Here is an 18,438-nt window from a genome sequence, read left to right on the forward strand (position 1 = left end):
GGCATTATTTGCCGCTGTACAGATTCAGATCGCCAAAGTGTTTCTTCTGAATGGTGGCGTAGGTGCCATCGTCGTGTAACGCTTTGATACCTTTATCCAAAAGTGCCTTGAGGTCTTTGTTACCTTTCGAGATACCGACAGCCGTTTTGGCTGGCAGCAATTCGCTGTCCACTGGCTTGCTGATTTCGTAACCGGCGCCATTTGGCGACTTCAAAAAGCCCAGTTCGGCTTGCAGCATGTCCTGGATCGCCGCGTCGAGGCGACCGGAAGTCAGGTCCGAATACACCTGATCCTGGTTCTGATAGGCCTGGGTTTTCACGCCAGCCTTGTCCAGAACGGCTTTGGCATAGGCTTCCTGAATGGTGCCTTGCTCGTAGCCGACGGTCTTGCCCTTCAGCGAAGCGACGTCTTCGGTCAGGCCGGAACCTTTCTTGAACACGTAGGCGGTTGGACCGGAGAACAGCTCGCTGGAGAAGTCGATGACTTTTTCGCGGGCCGGGGTGACGGTCATCGAAGAGATCACACCGTCGAATTTATTGGCCTTCAGGCCCGGAATCATGCCGTCGAAATCGCTTTCGACCCATTTGCACTTGACCTTCAGCTCGGCGCAGATCGCGTTGCCCAGATCGATGTCGAAGCCTACCAGGCTACCGTCAGCCGCTTTTGACTCAAACGGCGCGTAGGAAGGATCAACGCCAAAACGCAATTCCTTGTATTCCTTGGCCAGCGCGGAACCGGCTGCCATGCACAACGCCAGTGCAGAAAGGGTCAGCAATGCTTTTTTCATTATTCAATCCCTAAAAACCAATATGAGCGCTTGTGGCGCAGAATTATTGTTACTGGAAAGCGTAAGACCCTATGAAAGTAGCAATTTCCGAACCAGAGTCCCGAACAAGTGTTTTAAAAGGTGATTCAAGAAATGGCAAGGAGGGATTTGTGCACGAAAACGGGCGTTGAAAATTTGCTGCACCAATATAGATCGGGTCACCACAAAACCCTGTGGGAGCGAGCCTGCTCGCGATAGCGGTGTGTCAGTTAACAATTTTCGACTGACACTCCCTCATCGCGAGCAGGCTCACTCCCACAGGGAGTTGGTTTAGCTCAACAGGTTCTGCAAAGTCCCCAGATTGTCCGCTTCCTCAACCGACTTATCCTGCCGCCAGCGCAACATCCTCGGGAACCGCACCGCAATCCCGCTCTTGTGGCGTCTGGACAAGGCGATGCCCTCAAATCCCAGTTCAAACACCAGGCTCGGCGTCACGCTACTCACCGGCCCGAATTTCTCTACGGTGGTCTTGCGCACGATGCTATCGACCTGGCGCATTTCTTCGTCGGTCAGCCCTGAATAGGCTTTGGCGAACGGCACCAGTGCGCGTTCGCTCGCGTCAGGCGGGCCGTCCCACACGGCGAAGGTGTAATCGCTGTAGAGACTGGCGCGGCGACCATGGCCGCGTTGCGCATAAATCAGTACCGCGTCGACGCTGAACGGGTCGACTTTCCATTTCCACCAGACCCCCATGTCCTTGGTCCGCCCGACGCCATACAACGCATCCCGGGCCTTGAGCATCATGCCTTCGACACCGAGCTTGCGGGAGGCTTGCCGTTGTCGGGCGAGGTCGAACCAGTCTTCGCCAGTGAGTACCGGTGAGGCGAGTAACACCGGGTTGTTGCCGCTGGCGACGACATGCTCCAGTTGAGTGCGACGCTTGGCCTGAGGCTGGTTGCGCCAGTCTTCACCCTGCCATTCCAGCAGGTCGTAGGCGAGGATCACCACCGGCACTTCTTCGAGGATTTTTTTGTCCAGGGTTTTACGACCGATCCGCTGTTGCAGCAGCGCGAATGGCTTTACCGCGGGGGCAGCCGGGGAATGAGGGTTGAAGGCGTCCTCGGTGGTGGGTTGTCCGGTTTTCCAGGCGACGATTTCACCGTCGATCACCGTACCGTCGGGCAAGCAGTGAACCAGGCTATCGAGTTCGGGGAAGCGCTCGGTGACCAGTTCTTCACCTCGCGACCAGATCCACAGTCGCCCGTCGCGTTTAACCACTTGAGCGCGGATGCCATCCCACTTCCATTCCACTTGCCAATGGCTGGCCGGGCCGAGCAGGGCTTCGAATTGTTCAACGGGTTGCGATAGCGCGTGAGCGAGGAAAAACGGGTAGGGCTGACCGCCCCGTTGGGCATGTTCGGCAGTCGATTCGGCGGCGATCAACTTCAAATAACCCGTCGCGTTCGGGCGGTTGGACAGGTCGGTGTAACCCACCAGCCGCTGGGCGACGCGTTTGCTGTCGAGCCCGGCCATGGCGGCCAAGGCGCGGGTCACCAGTAACTTGGAGACGCCGACGCGGAAACTGCCGGTGATCAATTTGATGCAGAGCATCAGGCTCTGGCGGTCCAGTTGCGACCACAATGCAGGCAGTCGCTCGGCGAGGATTTGCGGGGTTTCTCCGCGCAGCGGCAGCAGTTTGTGTTCAATCCAGACCGCCAATCCATCGTTGGAGCTGTGAAGCGCTTCGGGCAGCACCAGCGAAATGGTTTCCGCCAGATCGCCGACCGCCTGATAACTCTCTTCGAACAGCCACGGCGCGAGGCCGGAGATCTCAACCGCCAACTCTCGAAGGATGCGCACGGGCACCAGTTGCCGAGGCCGCCCACCGGACAAAAAGTAAACAGCCCATGCGGCATCTTCCGGCGCGGCCTCGGCGAAGTAGTTTTGCATCGCCACCAGTTTGGCGTTGCTCGACGTGGTGGCATCGAGTTCGGCGTACAAATCGGCGAACGCCTTCATGAGAGCACCTCGGCGCTCTCGGGTTCGACGGCTGCGTTTTCTTCCTCATCGTTGCCGTACTCGGTGCTGAAACTCATGGCATCGAGACCCTGTTCGCGCAGATGGCGCACCAGTACCCCGACCGAACCGTGGGTCACTATCACCCGCTCAGCACCGGTCTGTTCGATGGCCCAGAGCAGGCCCGGCCAGTCGGCGTGGTCAGACAATACAAAGCCACGATCCACGCCACGTCGCCGCCGTGTGCCACGCAAACGCATCCAGCCGCTGGCGAAACCATCACTGTAGTCGCCGAAGCGCCGCATCCAGGAGCTGCCGCCAGCCGAAGGCGGGGCCAGGACCAACGCCTTGCGCATCATGGGGTCGCTCTTTTTTACTTCGCCGGTATAGATCGTTGGCGGTAAATAAATACCCCCTTCGCGATAAACCTGATTGAGCGGTTCCACGGCGCCATGCACCAGAATGGGGCCGAGGTTGGCATCGATGCCGTGGAGAATTCGCTGCGCCTTGCCGAAGGCGTAGCAGAACAACACGCTGGTTTTGTCCGCGGCGGCGTTGGCTTGCCACCACTGATTGATCTCGGCAAAGACGTGCGTCTGGGGTTGCCAGCGATAAATCGGCAGGCCGAAGGTCGATTCGGTGATGAAGGTATCGCAGCGCACGGGTTCGAACGGCGCACAGGTGCCGTCGGGTTCGATTTTGTAGTCGCCCGAGGCGACCCAGACTTCGCCGCCATATTCCAGACGCACCTGTGCCGAGCCGAGGACGTGGCCGGCGGGGTGAAAACTCAGGGTGACGCCATTGTGGGTCAGGGGTTGACCGTAAGGCAGGGTTTGCAGGTTGATGTCCTGGCCCAGTCGCGCACGCAAAATCCCGTCGCCGGGAGCGGCCGCCAGATAGTGCCGGTTGCCGATGCGGGCATGGTCGCCGTGAGCGTGGGTAATGACTGAGCGTTCGACCGGCCGCCACGGGTCGATGTAGAAATCCCCGACCGGGCAGTACAAACCTTCAGGACGCGCGATAACAAGATCCATGTTGTTACCAAAATCGAGGGACTTGTTAGCTATGAGGTTTGCGCGAGGCTAGAAGTTCTATTATTTTTCGCCGTGGGGGAAGAATTGCGGCGAGTTGAAAATCCACCCCTCACCCCAGCCCTCCCGAAACGTCGGACCGCCCCAGAGGGGAGAGGGGGAAAGGGGGCCGATCTTCATGCTTTTCAAAACCTGAGTTCAACTCGGTAATTCAGGTCGATGTAGCTCCAAGAGCACCTCGGTCAGTCCCCTCTACCCTCTGGGGAGAGGGTTAGGGTGAGGGGTGGATCTAAATGACACTAAATTATTTGCCCGGTGTCAGCGTCAACCGCGTCTTCCCATACACCTTGTCAAAGTTCTGCGGTTGCATCGGCAAACTCATGTATTGCCCCTTCAGCCAAGGATCAATGCTGTCGAGGTAATTCGGACTCGCCGGATTACCGGATTGCCCCGTACCGTTCTGCCCCATCAGCGGTTCCGCCTGGCCGAAGTCGACGATAAAGCGCATGGCTGGCGCCAGCGTGGTGTTGAAATCCTGACCCCAGGCGAATGCTGCAGTATTCAGCGTGGTGTGGTCGCCACCGGCCGCCAGTGGACCGCGCACCGTCTGGCCACTGGCGTTTTTCCACTCGTAACGGTGCAGTTTGCCCCATTGCCAGGCTTTGTGATCGCCGCCCAACTGACTGTCGCCCGCGCTGATCGCTGCCGCCAGACTACGCGCGAGGATCGCCGGTTTATCTTCTTTCTGCGGCGTGCGAGCGTCATCCCAGAACGGACTGTCCTCACGCCCCAACAGGTGATCGGCCTGGGCTGCGTAGGACAACTTGCCGTTGGCGATAAAGGCTTTCCACGCAGGGCTGGTTTCCGGGCCCAGTTCGTCGAGGAAGATTTGCTGGGTGCTTTGCTGCAGGAACAACTCGTAAATAGCTGCATCGGCGGAGGTCGGGCTGAGTTTGCCGTCGAAGGCCATCAGGCGGGTATACGCCTCGCGAGCCTTGCCACGATCCGCCTCAGGCAACGCTTCAATGGCCTGCTTGAGTGGCTTGGCCATGCCCGGCGCTTCAAACATCTTCTTCAGCTTGGCAGCGAAAGTGGTGGTCTGGTCGTATTGCATGGCGATCAGGCTGCGCGTGTCGTGTTTGCCCACGCTCGCCAGTTCGGCCAGGCGTTCGCCACGCTCCGGCGCCGACCAGGAGTTGGACAACTGCATGCCGTAGCCATGCGGAATGACTCGCTGGTTGGCGGTGCCGAGCCAGCCTTGGGCCGGATCCTGGTCATAGGGGTGGAGCATCGGGTCGGCGTAACCATCCCAATCGTAACGACCTTCCCAGCCCGGTGACGGCAGCAGGCCTTCGCCTTCGCGACGGTTCGGGAAGCGACCGGTGACTTGCCAGCCGATGTTGCTGGCGTCGGCAAATACCAGGTTCAGCGCGATGGCGCGGATTTCGCGGCTGGCGTCCGAGGCTTTCTCGACGGTCTGGGCGCGGGACAGGTCGAAAAACGCGTCCAGGGTCTTGTCATCGGTGAAGTTCGGCGTCTGCAAGGCCAGGCCGAAACCGTTAGCCAGCGTCGTGCCTTGGGCACTGTTGAGCAGCGGGCCATGGCGGGTTTCGTACACCACTTCGCGAATCGGCCGCTGGCCTTTGACGAAGTAGGTTTCGTTGCGCACGATCGCCGGCTGCCATTTGCCACCCACCTCGTAGGAAAGACCATTGCCCTGGCGTTTGATTTTTTCCAGGAACAGGTCCTGGTTGTCGCCCATGACAGTGGTCATGCTCCACGCCACTTTGCCGTTGAAACCGCCGAGCACCATCGGCAAACCGGCAATCGTCACACCAGAAGCCTGGTACTTCGGCGTGCGAATCTGCACGTAACTGAACAACGATGGCACGCCCAGTGGGCCATGGCTGTCGCTGGCCAACAGGCTTTTGCCGCTGCGGCTGCGTTGCGGGCCGATCGCCCAGTTGTTCGACGAGGTGGCGCCCAGCAGATTCAGATCGGACAGTTGGTTCGTGGCTTTGCTGATCTCGGCCAGGCCCGGGACTTGCCCGTTGAGCTTGATGCCCTGAAGTTTTTCAGCTTCGGCCAGCGGCAGTTTTTCATCGGGGGCGGACGGGGTCAGCCACGGGAGTTTGTCGGTGCTGACGGTCTGGGCCAGCATCAGCGAGGCAATCTCTTCCGGCAGGTTGGCCGACTGGCTGAAGTTCAGCAGGCAAAAAATCAGCGCCGAGTCTTCCGGCTTCCAGTATTCAGGCTTGTAGCCGGTGGCTGCGAGGTCTGCCGGCAGTTTGTCGCGATAGCGGAACAGGTAGGCGTTAACGCCGCGGGCATAGACTTCGAAGAAGCGTTTGAGGCGCGGCGAAGACGCCTTGTACAGCTCGCCGGCGCTTTTCTTCAAATTGACGGCGCGCATGTAGCGGTCAGCGTCGAGCAGGTCCGAACCGGACATCTCCGACAAACGGCCCTGAGCCAACAGGCGCAGGGTGACCATTTGCGTGATGCGGTCGGTGGCGTGGACGTAACCCAGGGTGAACAGTGCGTCGTGGAAGGTGTTGCTTTCGATCAACGGCATGCCCATGGCATTGCGGCGTACCGAAACGTTCTGCGCCAAGCCCTTGAGCGGCTGCACGCCGGTGGTCGGCGGGAGGGTGTCCTGGGTGTTCCAGGTCTGACAACCGGTCAGGCTCAAAACACCGGCCACTGCTGCGGCAACGCCGAACCGGGGAAGAAAATGTGTAAGGGCTGGCGAGGCCATGGCAAAGCTCCTGCGGGGGGTAGCGTCATTAAAGGCGCTACGTTAGTGAGCAGGAGGTGGCCGCGCAAGCGGGCTATAGGGTTATTTCAAGATTTGTCCGATAAACACAATCTCTTGGGCAATGCATCCCTGTGGCGAGGGGACTTGTCCCCGTTCGGCTGCGAAGCAGTCGTAAAACCTGACAATGTGGTTTGACTGTAAGAATGCCGGGGCCGCTTCGCGACCCAACGGGGACAAGTCCCCTCGCCACATTGAAAGCATCACAACAGGGAATTGCGTCGTTTTTCAGGATTTAGGCGGATTGACCTTGGCCACCAGCGCATACGCCTTCACGGTCGCCGGACGGCTCTGGATGTGGTTGAACCAGCGCAGCACGTTGGGGAAGTCTTCCAGGTTCTGACTCTGCCACTTGTGGGAAACGATCCACGGGTAGATCGCCATGTCGGCAATGCTGTATTCGCTGCCGGCGACGAAGTCTTTATCGGCCAGCTGCTTGTCGAGTACCCCGTAGAGGCGGGCAGTCTCGTCGATGTAGCGCTTGATTGCGTAGGGGATTTTCTCCGGCGCGAATTGGCTGAAGTGATGATTCTGCCCGGCCATCGGCCCCAGGCCGCCCATCTGCCAGAACAACCATTGCAGCGCTTGTTGGCGACCGCGCAGGTCTTTGGGCAGGAACTTGCCGGTTTTCTCTGCCAGGTACAACAGAATCGCCCCGGACTCGAACAGTGCCAACGGCTCACCGCCATCAGCCGGTTCGGGATCGACGATGGCCGGAATTTTGTTGTTCGGGGAGATTTTCAGGAAATCGGGTTTGAACTGGTCGTTCTGGCTGATGTTGATCGGGTGCACGTTGTAGGGCAGGCCGGCTTCTTCCAGGAATATCGAGATTTTGTGGCCGTTGGGGGTGGTCCAGTAATACAGGTCGATCATGGAGTACTCCAAATCAAAAGATGTCGTTACTTGCGGACAGCAAACGCCGGCATCAGGTCGTCCTGTTTGCGTTCGATAGCTTGCCTGTAGGAACAGGTGATGCTGAAGTGCGGGAAATTCAATGACCCCGCATGAGAAAAACCGGCATGGAGCTCAAAACAAACGCGGCGCTGATCATCATCGATCAACAAAAAGGCATCCTGCATCCCAAACTTGGTCGCCGAAATAATCTTCAGGCCGAGCAGAGAATCCTCGATTTGCTAGGGCATTGGCGTCGAACCGGGCGACCGGTCATTCATGTGCAGCACTTGTCCCGGTCACCGGAATCGGTGTTCTGGCCGGAGCAGTCGGGGGTGGAATTTCAGGAGCGGTTCCAGCCACAGACCGGTGAGCAGCTTGTTCAAAAGCAGGTGCCGGATGCGTTTTGTGCGACGGGGCTTGAGAAAAGTTTGCGAGAGGCGGGGATCGATCAGTTGGTCATTGTCGGCGTAGCGACCAACAACTCGGTGGAATCCACGGTGCGAACGGCCGGGAATCTGGGGTTTGATACGTGGGTGGCGGAGGATGCGTGTTTTACCTTCGACAAGGCTGACTACTTTGGTAAAGCCCATACAGCCGAGGAAGTGCATGCGATGTCGCTAGGAAATTTGCACGGGGAATATGCGACGGTCGTGAGCACCGCACAGATTTTGTAGGAGCAAGGCTTGCCCGCGATGAACGATGATACGGTCCATCTGATACACCGCGGCGACCCAATCGCGGGCAAGCCTTGCTCCTACAGGGATCTGCTGCGCAACAAAATGCGAAGGTGATTCAACAGGCGAAAAAGAAATTCGCCCGAAGCATCAAGCGCCGTGGCACTTCTTGAATTTCTTGCCGTTGCCGCAGGGGCAAGGGTCGTTGCGGCCGACGTCTTTCAGGGCGTTGCGCACCGGTTCCTGATGAGCGTGGCCGCAGTTCGGGCCGTGGACATGGCCATGGTCGTGATCATGGTGGTCGTGATGGTCATGATCGTGGTTGCAGTCAGGGCCATGGACATGAGGTTGCTGGGTCATCGGTTTTGCTCCGGAATTAAATCGGCGGGGATTATCACGCCATTGCGCGCCAGGTGCACGTAGTGCGCGATGAATAAACCGGTTTCCAGTTCACCTTCCAGACGATAGGGGATGGGCTGATCGGGTTTTTTCAGCAGTTTCACCAGATCCCGTACCTTGGGCCACAGGTTGGTGCGGATCGGCACTTTAAAGTAGGCACTGTGTTTGGGGCCGACCGTAAACCAATGTTCGTGCTCGCCTTCGGTCAGCAGCATGTCGCCCAAGTGAATGCGGTACTCGATGCCTCGTACCGTCAGGTCACTGTCGTTGGGGTTGTCGACGCGAAAGTGCAGCAAGAATTTTTGCTGCATCAATTTGGCCTGGACCACTTCAACCTTGACCAGATGCACCTGCGGTTCCGGTTCATCATCGCTGAACCAGGACGCACAACCGCCAAGCCCCAGAAACAGGAACAAGGTGAGCATCTGTAAGACGCGCCGCTGACTGAGCATGGAGTAACTCCCTTTGATGCCCAGTCTAGCCTCTTGCGATTACCTCAACTGCTGAAATAACCCGCACAACATTTCTTGAATTTCTGTCCGCTGGCGCAAGGGCACGCATCGTTGCGCCCGGCCTTGAGTTGTACGGTGGGGTCGATGAAGTACCAGTGGCCGGCGTTCTGCACGAACGACGAGCGCTCGCGGTGGCTGTGTTCACCGCTACCGTCGTGCCAGCGCGCGGTAAAGGTCACGAAGGCATGTTCCGGCTGACCGCCCAAGACCTCGGAGCTTTCTACTTCAAGGCCCAGCCAGGTGCTTTGGGCGCTCCAGTCGCTGATGGACTGCCGATCCAGGCCTGCCTGTTGTGCGGGCAGGGTGGTCGCCACCAGATAATCGATCAGCCCCAGTACGTAGGCGCTGTAGCGCGAACGCATCAAGGCTTCGGCACATGGCGCCGGATGGCCGGCATGGTAATGGCCGCAGCAGGCATCAAGCGGGATGCCGCTACCGCAGGGGCAAATGGATGTACTCATTGCGTTACCACCAATATTTCCCGAAGTTTTCCGGATTGGCCCAGAACCGTGAGTTGAGCCAGTCGGGGACTTGTTTGTAGTCAAGCAGATCATAGGTGAACAGGGTCAGCACTTGATCGTCGCGCTGGAAGCGTTCGCTGGCTTGCAGGGCCAGGGAGAAAAAATCGGTCTCCTGCCAGCCGGCGGCCGGCAAGTCCGCCAGCACCGCGATGCGACTGGCGTTGAGATTACGGATCCCGCCCAGCAGGTTCAGGCCCTCGCGTTTGGGCAAGTGTTCGAGGCAATCGACCACCAGCGCCAGGTCAAACCGGCGCGCCGCCAGGTCGGCCGGCAACACCCCGGGTGCCGCATGGGCCACACACGTGTCCGGGTGCGCCAGCTTGAAAGCCTCCAGCGCGGGGAACTCGCTGGCGCCAATCAGCAACAGGCGCGCGGGGGCGTAACGATCAAGCAAAGCGGCCAACGCCTGCTGGGGCGTGCGCGAAGAAATACCTGCAATCATCGAAGATCCTCAATCAGAGCTGCCAAGACTAGCCTGCTCAAAGGGCCGGGCCTAGAGGTGGTTTGTCGCAAAAGCGTCGATCTACCGTGAACACAGGACAAAACTGCAATGGCCTATTGCTGGCGGAGATTAAAACTCGGGTCTTTACTACCTGAATCGGTTCTAAGCCGATCCCTCAGGAGAAAACTAGATGAGCATAGTTCGCACAGCATTACCCTTGGTTCTGCTAACCAGTGTGTTGACTGGTTGCGCAGGTTTGCAGAAAACCGACTGGCCGACCTGTGCGGCGGTCGGTGGCGTCGTGGGTGCCGGTCTCGGCGCGACCGAGAGCTCGGCATGGGCGGGGTATGGCGCGCTGCTTGTCGGCGGCACGGCTGCGGCCTATTGCTGGGTTCACGGTGATGGCGACGAAGACGGCGACGGCGTGCCGGATAGCCGCGACAAGTGCCCGGGAACACCTAGAGGCGTGCGCGTCGATGCCGACGGTTGCCCTCCACCGGTGCCTGCGCCAGTGGTCGAAGAAAAGGCCGTGGTTAAAGAAGAAGTCATCGTCATTCGCGATGTTCACTTCCAGTTCGACAAAGCCACACTGACCCCTTCCGATAAAGAGGTACTCAACACAATCGCCACTCGCCTGAAGCAGGAATCGAGCACCGCCCAACTGACTGTAACCGGTCACACCGACAGTGTTGGCAGCGATACCTATAACCAGAAACTGTCGGATCGTCGTGCGCACTCGGTGGTTGAATACCTGATTTCCCAAGGCGTCCCCCGCAGCGAATTCGTGTCTGTTACCGGTGCCGGTGAAAGCCAGCCGGTTGCCGATAACAAAACCGCTGACGGCCGCGCGTTGAACCGTCGCACGGAAATCAAAATCAACCGCTAACCTCTCGTACTCCGCGGCTTGTGCAGTCGCGGATGCGCGTCTTTACTCCTGTGTGACCGGCATTGGCCGGTAACACAGGAGCTTTCACCATGAGTGTTCTCACACGGACCGTCTTGCCGGTTGTGCTGCTGGGCAGCCTGTTGACCGGTTGCGCTACTCACAGCGATGGCACCGCCTCCCTCAATCAACGAACCTGGCCAATCTGCAGCGTTATCGGCGGCCTGGTCGGTGGCGGTCTGGGCGCTCTCGAAAGTAGCGGTTGGGCGGCCGGTGGCGCGGCGCTTGGTATCTTGACCGGTGGCTTGATCTGTTACGCCCAGGATGGCGACGAAGACGATGATGGAGTCTTCGATCGACGTGATCGCTGCCCTGATACGCCTGCCAATACCCCCGTCGAACATCATGGTTGCCCATTGCCGCAGTACCCGGCCAGCGTGAAACCTGAACCTGCGCAATCGGAGGTCATCACCCTGAACGACGCGGGCGACGTGCTGTTTGCCTTCAACCAATCCGAACTGACCCCTGCCGCGCAGAGCAAGCTGGATTCGCTGATGCCCAAACTGCAAAGCGCCGATGTGGTGAGCGTCAAGGTGATCGGTCATACCGACAACGTCGGCTCGGACACCTATAACCAGGCACTCTCGGAACGTCGCGCCAGTAGCGTGGCTGCCTACCTGTTGAGCCAGGGCCTGGCGCCGAACAAGCTCACCAGCGAGGGCAAGGGCCAAAGTCAGCCGGTGGCCGATAACGAAACGGAAGAAGGACGGGCGAAAAACCGTCGGGTGGAGTTGCACATCAATCGCTGACCCCTGTGATAGAGCCGTCGTTCCACAATTGAAGTCGGTCCGGCGGCCATTCGGCGGCCTTCATGAAGAATTTTCCGTTGCCCTCTGGCTTATCCCGCGTGTAAGCCGGTACTGTGCGCGCAAAGAATAATTCTCAGCGGGGGAGCGTATGAACGTGTTTTGGGGGCTGGGGAAGTTGTTGACCCTGCTGTTCTGGCTGGTGGTGCTGGTCAATCAGCTCATGCCGTTCGTCAATCCTCTGCATCTGCTGGTCGATCTGGCCGGCGGCCTGCTGGCCTGCCTTCATCTTCTTGAGGCGGTGTTCTGTTTCCGCAGCCTCAGAGGTCGCGCTCACCCTTGGCTTGATCGCCTGAAGATCCTCTTTTTCGGCGTTTTCCACTTGCAAACCATCCCGGCTCCGACCGCGTCTAAGGCTTCCCATGCGTAAACTCTGTCTGCTCGCTGCACTCATCAGCCCATTGGCCTGCGCCCAGGTGGTGAGCGTCGAAACCAACTCGCTGATGCGTTTGCCCAACACCGCCAGCACCTTGCAGCTGGAACGCCTGGAAGTGGCCGACTACGGCACGTTGTTGATTCCCTCGAACGTGATCGAAGTATCCGTCGGTGAATTGCGTCTGGGTCGTGAAGCGCGGATCGCCATCGTACCCGGCGAACAGCCGCTTGAGCTGAAGGTCAGTCGTGCGCAATTGTCGGAAGGCAGCCAGATCACGGCTCGCGGTGCGCCGGGGACTTACCTCAAGGCAGCCCGCTCCGGGCGTAACCTGAACGTGCAGATCAAGGCACTGAATGCGCCGCAATTGTTGGTGGACGCTCGCGGCGGTGCGGGCGCACCGGGTTTCGTCGGTCTCGATGGGGCCAACGGTCAGGCACCGGGTTGTACCTGGGGCCAGGCCGGTCGTGGTGCCGATGGCAGTGATGGTAGCGACGGTCAGCCTGGCGCGCCGGGTGCACTGGTTCGTCTGGAAGTGCCGCGCGATTACCCGGCGGAACTGATCAAGGTTCAGGTGGCCGGCGGTGACGGCGGTGTGGCCGGACCTGGCGGTAAACCGGGCGCGGGTGGCAAGGCCAAGGGCTGTTTCGTTTATAAGGCCGATGGCGGCAAGAACGGCCGCCCTGGTGCTGACGGACAGCCGGGGCCTGCCGGTGCGGCGGGTTCGGTGACCGTGCAGCGTCTGTAAGAGGTTTCTGGAATGTGTGTCGTCTGATCGATCGCTATCGCGGGCAAGCCTTGCTCCTACAGGTTTAATGTCGTTCATAAAAGTTGTGAACAACGCAAAATCTGTAGGAGCAAGGCTTGCCCGCGATAGCGTCAGCCCAGTCGCCTCAAAACATCGGTCGTGCCGCTGCAATCGCCACCAGCACCAACCCGACAATCAGATTAATCCCCACCAACTTGCGAATTTTCCCAAGCGTCGCCGCCCCGGTCGGCCAGTCCTGCGCCGCCACTGCCGTGCGCAACTCGGGCAACAACAACGCCTGAATCCGGATAAACAGCGCCGTCATTACCACGTACAACCCCATCATCACCTGCACATACCGCGGCGCTGCTTCAAAACCGCTGAACTGCAAATGAATCATGCCCACACCGCTGATCGGCAACAGCACCACCGCGATCCAGACCCAGCGGAAAAAACCTTGAAACACTTCTACCCACAGCTTCAATCGGGCAGGGCCTTCAAGTGCCTTCATCGCCGCGGGGCGCAAGACCATCCACGCGAAAAACATGCCGCCGACCCAGACCAGGGCTGACAGTACATGCAGGGTATAAACAAGGCCAAAAGGTGTCATTGGGGTACTCCGTTCTGCGCGGGATTAATTAGCGCGGTATGATAGCCGCCGAACCGAACCACTGAAAATTTATCCAGCGTTTTTTGCGCCCGACAATCCATGATTAGCACTGAACTCAAAACCACGATCCAGGGCGCCTACTCGCGTTTTCTTGAAGCCAAGAGCCTCAAGCCGCGCTACGGCCAACGCCTGATGATCGCCGAAATTGCCAAGGTCCTCGGTGACATCGACACCGACGACGAAGGCCGGCGCAGTGGCGACCCCGCGATTGTCGCGGTGGAAGCCGGCACCGGTACCGGCAAAACCGTGGCCTACAGCCTGGCCGCCATCCCCACGGCCAAGGCCGCCGGCAAACGCCTGGTGATTGCCACGGCCACCGTGGCCCTGCAAGAGCAGATCGTCTACAAGGATCTGCCCGACCTGATGCGCAACAGCGGGCTGAACTTCAGTTTCGCCCTGGCCAAGGGGCGCGGGCGCTACATGTGCCTGTCCAAGCTCGACATGTTGCTCCAGGAAGGTCACGCACAAACCGCCACGGCGCAGCTGTTTGAAGAAGAAGGTTTCAAGATCGAGGTCGACGAGGCCAGTCAGAAGCTGTTCACCAGCATGATCGAGAAACTCGCCGGCAATAAGTGGGACGGCGACCGTGACAGCTGGTCCACCGCATTGGAAGATGCCGACTGGGCGCGCCTGACCACCGATCACAGCCAGTGCACCAACCGCCATTGCCCGAACTTCGGCCAGTGCGCCTTCTACAAGGCCCGCGAAGGCATGGGCAAGGTCGATGTCATCGTCACCAACCACGACATGGTCCTGGCCGACCTGGCACTGGGCGGCGGCGCCGTGCTGCCGGACCCGCGCGACACCATCTACGTGTTCGACGAAGGCCACCACCTGCCGGACAAGGCCATCGGCCACTTCGCCCATTACACGCGTCTGCGTTCCACTGCCGACTGGCTGGAAACCACCGCCAAGAACCTCACCAAGTTGCTGGCACAACATCCGCTGCCGGGCGACCTGGGCAAGTTGATCGAGCAGGTGCCGGAACTCGCGCGGGAGATCAAGACCCAGCAGCAATTCATGTTCAGCGCCTGCGAGCAGGTCGCCGATTTCAAACCCGGCGAAGACGTCGAAGGCCGTGAGCGGCCGCGTCACCGTTTCGTCGGTGGGGTGATTCCCGAGCACATGCGCGAAATGGGCGTCGAGCTGAAGAAGGGTTTCGCCCGTCTGACCGATCTGTTTACCCGTCTCACCGAACTGCTCAAGGAAGGCATGGACGGCGAGGTCAACATCGGCATCGCCAGCAACCAGGCCGAAGAGTGGTACCCGCTGTTTGGCAGCCTGTTGTCCCGTTCTTCGGGCAATTGGGAGTTGTGGGTCGCGTTCACCGCTGAAGACCCGGAAGACAACCCGCCGATGGCCCGCTGGCTGACCCTGGCCGAAAGCGGGTCGCTGTTCGACATCGAGGTCAACGCCAGCCCGATCCTCGCGGCGGAAATGCTCCGTCGCAATTTGTGGAACGTGGCTTACGGCGCTCTGGTGACCTCCGCGACCCTGACCGCGCTCGGCACTTTCGATCGCTTCCGCATGCGCGCCGGCCTGCCGAAAAAAGCCGTGACCGCGGTGGTTCCGAGCCCGTTTCATCACGCCGACGCTGGCGTGCTGCGGGTGCCGGACCTGAAGGCCGATCCGCGTGATGCGCCGGCCCACACCGCAGCGATCATCCGCGACTTGCCAGCCTTGGTGGAAGGTTCGCGCGGCACCCTGGTGCTGTTCTCCTCGCGCAAACAGATGCAGGACGTGTTCGACGGCCTCGACCGCGACTGGCGCAAGCAAGTGTTCATTCAAGGCAACCTGTCGAAACAGGAAACCCTGAACAAGCACAAGGCGCGGGTCGATGGCGGCGATTCCAGTGTGTTGTTCGGCCTGGCGAGTTTTGCCGAAGGGGTCGACTTGCCGGGTGCGTACTGCGAGCACGTGGTGATCGCGAAGATTCCGTTCTCGGTGCCCGATGATCCGGTCGAAGCGGCCCTGGCCGAGTGGATCGAGGCTCGAGGTGGCAATCCGTTCATGGAAATCTCCGTGCCGGATGCTTCGCTGAAGCTGGTCCAGGCCTGCGGTCGCTTGCTGCGCACCGAAGAAGACCGCGGCACCATCACCTTGCTTGATCGACGCCTGGTCACCCAGCGTTATGGCAAGGCAATCCTCAATGCGTTGCCACCCTTCCGTCGTGAAATTTCCTGATACACCGGTGGGCAAATTTGCCCACCGCGTTGTCTATCTCTCTGCCATCGCTTTTCCACTGGCCCATTTGGGTCGTTAGGGAGAATTTCGTTCTCATGATTCGCCGTTCGCTGCGCCGTTCGATACCTGCCGTTTTCGCTCTGATGTTCGCAGCCCCTTTGCTGGCGGCTCCTGCCGGCCAACAGACGCTGTTCAACTTTGTGCGCCCCGCCGATGTGGTCCAGGTGGCGACTCAGGACGCCAGCCTGCCGCAATCCAACGCCGAGCAAACGGCCGAAGGCGAAGTGCTGCGTCGGGTGACGTTCAACCCGGCGGCACAACCGACCTTGCGTCTGACCCCGCAGACGGGCGCCTGGGACTGGTCGCAGTCGGGCTTCATGAGTTTGCGGATTCAGAGCGCAATGAACTGGGCTGTGACCCTGTACGTGAAAATCCAGAGCAACGATGGCAAGACGTTGGTCAGCCGCGTCGACTTGCCGGCCGGCCCTGCGCAAACCTTATTGGTGCCGTTGCAGCCCTTTACGCCATTGAGCCTGGGCCTGAAAGCCGGCCCGCCAATGCCGATGACGTTCGATGGCCAACGCGTATTGCTGGCCAGCAGCGCCGGTGAGCTGGAGCGCAGCCAGGTGGTGTCGGTGACCCTGTCGATGGATCAGCCGAAAGTCGCCCAGAGCATCCTGTTGGAACGCTTTGGTGTGCAGGACGGCGATGCGGTTACCCAAGCGGCTTTTGGCGGCCTTGTAGACGCTTACGGCCAGTCGACCCGGGCCAAATGGCCAGAGAAAATCGGCAGTGACGAGCAACTGAAAAGCGCGGCCGCCAAGGAACATCAGCAACTGAAAACCTGGCTGGCCGAGCGCGAGAAGTCGTCCCTGGACAAATTCGGTGGATGGAACAAAGGCCCGGCATTCAAGGCCAGCGGCTTTTTCCGCACCGAGAAACGCGACGGTCGCTGGTACCTGGTGACCCCGGAAGGCCATCCGTTCTATTCGCTCGGGGTCAACACCGTCACCCCGGACGTCGACCAGACCTACGTCGCCGGCCGCGAGTGGATGTTCGAGTCCCTGCCCAAACCCGACGAGCCGCTGGCCAGCCATTATGGCGAAGGCGATAACCGTGGTGGCAACGGCGTCGATCAGGGCCGAGGCTACAATGCCGGTCGCTGGTACGACTTCTATGGTGCCAACTTGCAGCGTCTGTATGGCCCGCCGTGTGTGGTGACCAGCGACACCAAAGCCGGTGTCGCCGAAGCGGCCAAGGCTGACGCGGTTGCGGCAACGGTGGAGAAGGCTGCTGAGCAACCGGTCGTTCCTTCGACGGCCGAATCCGGTGTCGCCGAAGCCGCCAAGATCGGCGCTGTTGAAGCGACCGCCGCGAAAGCAGCTGAGCAAACGCCTGCCGAGCCCTGCAAAGCGGTGGTTGATGAACAGCGCTGGGCCAGCCACACCCTTGATCGCCTGCAAGCCTGGGGCTTCAACACTATCGGCAACTGGAGCGCCCCGGCGCTGGCCAACGCTGATCGCGTGCCGTACACCTTGCCGCTGTCGATCGTCGGCGACTACGCCAGCATCAGCACCGGCACCGACTGGTGGGGCGGCATGCCCGATCCGTTCGACCCACGATTCGCCATGGCCACCGAACGTGCCGTGGCCATCGCCGCGCGCGACCATCGCGACGATCCATGGCTGATCGGCTACTTCGCCGACAACGAACTGGCCTGGGCCGGTCCCGGCGACGACCCGAAAGCCCGTTACGCCTTGGCCTACGGCACCTTGAAAATGACCACCGATGTGCCGGCCAAACGCGCATTCCTCAAGCAATTGCGGGATAAATACCGCAATCAGGCGGGCCTTTCCAAAGCCTGGGGCATTGATTTGCCGGCCTGGGAATTGATGGAAGACCCGGGCTTCGTGCCGCCGCTGCCAAGCGCCGAATACCCGGAAATCGAGGCTGACTTCAAATACTTCCAGAAGGTCTTCGCCGACACATACTTCAAGACCCTCTCCGATTCGCTCAAGTGGCACGCGCCGAATCAGCTGTTGCTGGGCGGCCGGTTTGCCATCAGCACCCCGGAAGCGGTTGAGTCCTGCGCCCAGTATTGCGACGTCCTGAGCTTCAACATGTACACCCTGCAACCGCAGGACGGTTACGACTTTGCCAAGCTGCGCAGCCTGGACAAACCGGTGCTGATCACCGAGTTCAACTTCGGCTCGGCCGATCGTGGCCCGTTCTGGGGCGGCGTGACGCAATTGGCCAAGGAAGAAGACCGTGGGCCGGCTTACGCCAATTTCCTCAAACAGGCGATGAGCGAACCGTCGATCGTCGGCGTGCACTGGTTCCAATACCTTGACCAACCGGTTACCGGTCGTCTACTGGATGGCGAGAACGGTCACTTCGGGCTGGTGGGCATTACCGATCTGCCGTTCCAGGGGTTCGTTGATAGCGTGCGCAAGAGCAATTTGCAGACCGTCGATCAGCTCGGCAAAGAGGCCGAGAAGGCCAAGACTGAGGCGGATAAAGCCGGTCAAGCAGCTGAGGGCGGCAGAAAAGGCGAGGCTGGCAAAGGCGCAGGGCAGGGCGCTGGCCATGCGGGTGGGCATTCCGGTAATGGGCATTAAGCATTGAGACCGAGTTATCGTTCATCGCG

Annotated in this window: 17 protein-coding genes; 7 read left to right on the top strand and 10 right to left on the bottom strand. The window is 59.9% G+C overall.

The genetic code is table 11. The features are described from left to right. Positions 1 to 4: 4 nt before the first annotated feature. The 5 genes from PMI27_RS07690 to PMI27_RS07670 form a co-directional block, all read right to left on the bottom strand. Positions 5 to 787: a transporter substrate-binding domain-containing protein gene (locus PMI27_RS07690; protein ID WP_008153925.1), complete on the bottom strand. Its 783-nt coding sequence runs from the start codon at positions 785 to 787 to the stop codon at positions 5 to 7. A gap of 309 nt (positions 788 to 1,096) precedes the next feature. Further along, a complete protein-coding gene (locus PMI27_RS07685; protein ID WP_008153924.1) occupies positions 1,097 to 2,785 on the bottom strand; it encodes an ATP-dependent DNA ligase in 1,689 nt (562 codons plus the stop codon). After that, on the bottom strand, positions 2,782 to 3,816 hold the full coding sequence (locus PMI27_RS07680; RefSeq protein ID WP_008153922.1) for a ligase-associated DNA damage response exonuclease: 1,035 nt from the start codon (positions 3,814 to 3,816) through the stop codon (positions 2,782 to 2,784). Before PMI27_RS07680 ends, PMI27_RS07685 begins: the two co-directional genes overlap by 4 nt. Positions 3,817 to 4,117: 301 nt before the next feature. Then, positions 4,118 to 6,568 carry a penicillin acylase family protein gene (locus PMI27_RS07675; RefSeq protein WP_008153920.1) on the bottom strand — a complete coding sequence of 817 codons (2,451 nt, stop codon included), beginning with the start codon at positions 6,566 to 6,568 and terminating at the stop codon, positions 4,118 to 4,120. Between the two features lie 285 nt (positions 6,569 to 6,853). Beyond that, on the bottom strand, positions 6,854 to 7,498 hold the full coding sequence (locus tag PMI27_RS07670; protein ID WP_008153917.1) for a glutathione binding-like protein: 645 nt from the start codon (positions 7,496 to 7,498) through the stop codon (positions 6,854 to 6,856). A 146-nt stretch (positions 7,499 to 7,644) separates the two neighbouring features. On the opposite strand from PMI27_RS07670, the gene PMI27_RS07665 reads away from it, so the two are divergent. Continuing rightward, entirely contained in the window at positions 7,645 to 8,193 is a 549-nt protein-coding gene (locus PMI27_RS07665) for a cysteine hydrolase family protein (RefSeq protein WP_008153915.1), read from the top strand. A gap of 150 nt (positions 8,194 to 8,343) precedes the next feature. Here the strand turns inward: PMI27_RS07665 and PMI27_RS07660 are convergent, their stop codons facing one another. From PMI27_RS07660 to PMI27_RS07645, 4 genes are read right to left on the bottom strand one after another with little or no spacing between them, the layout of a single operon-like run. After that, positions 8,344 to 8,553, bottom strand: a complete 210-nt coding sequence (locus PMI27_RS07660) for an SEC-C metal-binding domain-containing protein (protein WP_007906737.1) — start codon at positions 8,551 to 8,553, stop codon at positions 8,344 to 8,346. Beyond that, positions 8,550 to 9,044 (bottom strand): LEA type 2 family protein, encoded by a 495-nt coding sequence (locus PMI27_RS07655; protein WP_008153911.1) that lies wholly within the window; start codon positions 9,042 to 9,044, stop codon positions 8,550 to 8,552. Before PMI27_RS07655 ends, PMI27_RS07660 begins: the two co-directional genes overlap by 4 nt. Before the next feature lie 44 nt (positions 9,045 to 9,088). After that, positions 9,089 to 9,565, bottom strand: coding sequence for a YchJ family protein (locus PMI27_RS07650; protein ID WP_008153910.1), 477 nt, complete (start codon positions 9,563 to 9,565; stop codon positions 9,089 to 9,091). Positions 9,566 to 9,569: 4 nt separating this feature from the next. After that, positions 9,570 to 10,067 carry a DUF6231 family protein gene (locus tag PMI27_RS07645; RefSeq protein WP_008153909.1) on the bottom strand — a complete coding sequence of 166 codons (498 nt, stop codon included), beginning with the start codon at positions 10,065 to 10,067 and terminating at the stop codon, positions 9,570 to 9,572. Between the two features lie 190 nt (positions 10,068 to 10,257). Between PMI27_RS07645 and PMI27_RS07640 the strand changes: the two genes are divergently transcribed. The 4 genes from PMI27_RS07640 to PMI27_RS07625 all read left to right on the top strand — a co-directional run bounded on the left by PMI27_RS07640 (position 10,258) and on the right by PMI27_RS07625 (position 12,937). Next, the gene (locus PMI27_RS07640) at positions 10,258 to 10,953 is read left to right on the top strand and encodes an OmpA family protein (protein ID WP_008153906.1); all 696 of its coding nucleotides are present in this window, start codon (positions 10,258 to 10,260) and stop codon (positions 10,951 to 10,953) included. An 89-nt stretch (positions 10,954 to 11,042) separates the two neighbouring features. Further along, entirely contained in the window at positions 11,043 to 11,759 is a 717-nt protein-coding gene (locus PMI27_RS07635) for an OmpA family protein (RefSeq protein ID WP_008153905.1), read from the top strand. 148 nt (positions 11,760 to 11,907) lie between these two features. Then, positions 11,908 to 12,186, top strand: a complete 279-nt coding sequence (locus PMI27_RS07630; RefSeq protein WP_033053458.1) for a DUF1145 domain-containing protein — start codon at positions 11,908 to 11,910, stop codon at positions 12,184 to 12,186. After that, on the top strand, positions 12,179 to 12,937 hold the full coding sequence (locus PMI27_RS07625) for a hypothetical protein (RefSeq protein WP_008153903.1): 759 nt from the start codon (positions 12,179 to 12,181) through the stop codon (positions 12,935 to 12,937). The genes PMI27_RS07630 and PMI27_RS07625 overlap by 8 nt, the downstream gene beginning before the upstream one ends. 145 nt (positions 12,938 to 13,082) lie before the next feature. Here the strand turns inward: PMI27_RS07625 and PMI27_RS07620 are convergent, their stop codons facing one another. Then, positions 13,083 to 13,547, bottom strand: coding sequence for a CopD family protein (locus PMI27_RS07620; RefSeq protein WP_008153902.1), 465 nt, complete (start codon positions 13,545 to 13,547; stop codon positions 13,083 to 13,085). A 99-nt stretch (positions 13,548 to 13,646) separates the two neighbouring features. Between PMI27_RS07620 and dinG the strand changes: the two genes are divergently transcribed. Further along, the gene (gene dinG / locus PMI27_RS07615; RefSeq protein ID WP_008153901.1) at positions 13,647 to 15,791 is read left to right on the top strand and encodes an ATP-dependent DNA helicase DinG; all 2,145 of its coding nucleotides are present in this window, start codon (positions 13,647 to 13,649) and stop codon (positions 15,789 to 15,791) included. Positions 15,792 to 15,886: 95 nt separating this feature from the next. Next, positions 15,887 to 18,409 (top strand): beta-galactosidase, encoded by a 2,523-nt coding sequence (locus PMI27_RS07610; RefSeq protein ID WP_008153900.1) that lies wholly within the window; start codon positions 15,887 to 15,889, stop codon positions 18,407 to 18,409. Positions 18,410 to 18,438 lie beyond the last annotated feature (29 nt).

This window comes from Pseudomonas sp. GM41(2012) (assembly GCF_000282315.2).
In the GTDB taxonomy this organism is placed as follows: Bacteria; Pseudomonadota; Gammaproteobacteria; order Pseudomonadales; family Pseudomonadaceae; genus Aquipseudomonas.